The following is a 1,012-nucleotide window of genomic DNA, read 5'->3' as shown; positions in this document are numbered from 1 at the left end:
AGAGTCTCATCCAAACGTAGATTGACAAGACTGATCTGTGAAACATCATAACTGGCCCGGGCAAAATCTAAAAGGGCCGAAGACAGTTCTGATGCATGGTTGGCATCCTGCAATGCGTTGTCAATAGAAATTTTATAATCATCTAATGTTATATTAAGCTCTTTGGCCAATTCCAGTTCTGCGATTAAAGTAGAAAGGGGAGTTCTGAATTCATGGGAAATAGTGGTTACAAACTGCTTATGATTATTAAAAGACTTTTCCAGTCTGTTAAAGGTGGAATTAAAAGTTTCAGTCAGCTCATAAATTTCATCTTTAGCTTTAGGAATATCCAGCCTTTTATTCAGGTTGTGTTCTGAAATATCCCGGATTTGGAGGATAATATCTTTTAGGGGTTTTAAAGTGTAGTACGAAAAGAGAAATCCGATAATGAAAATAACGATAATGGAAATAATATAAATGATGATGATATCTTTTTTAAACTCTGAGATATGGGCTTTTCCTGTCACATCTACAGCACTTCCAATGATGTAGTATTTTTCTCCGTTTGATTGAAATGTAAAAGCGATATACTGGCGGTCACCCTGCTGCCAGAAGATTCTGCTTTTATTGGACTTTATGATCCTGTCCAGATATTTTTCATTGTTCTTTAAAGGAGGAATATCTGTGAACATTAAATACTTATGGCTATTATAAACACTGATATCTGCCTCGTTTAGCAGCTTCTGATTGCGCTGATGAAGCTCGCGGATTTTTTCATCACTGATCTTGGCATCAAAAATAAATTCTGATCGCCAGATCACTTTGTACCCCAGGCGGTCATTAAATTCATCCTCCCTGTTTTTTTCTGATACAAAATACACGACATAAGCAAATACAAAGAGAATACCTGCCGTAAGAATGGAGTAGTTGAGGGCTGTTCGGGTTGCTATTTTCATAATTGTGAAGCAAAGATAAATCCTACTCCCGGTTTGGTGTGAATAAGTTTTTGATCAAAATCTTTATCAATTTTTTT

General features: G+C 36.1%; 1 protein-coding gene. It reads right to left on the bottom strand.

Annotation, left to right across the window (positions count from 1 at the left end; translation table 11 throughout):
- Positions 1-935, bottom strand: a 935-nt coding sequence (locus tag JML65_RS23750; protein WP_202272622.1) for a histidine kinase dimerization/phospho-acceptor domain-containing protein, incomplete at its 3' end; no start/stop codon positions are given.
- Positions 936-1,012 lie beyond the last annotated feature (77 nt).

It is taken from the genome of Chryseobacterium sp. KMC2, assembly GCF_016756935.1.
GTDB lineage: Bacteria > Bacteroidota > Bacteroidia > Flavobacteriales > Weeksellaceae > Chryseobacterium > Chryseobacterium rhizosphaerae.
Note: the sequence above shows the minus strand (reverse complement) of the source record. Positions and strands in the feature narration are given on the sequence as shown.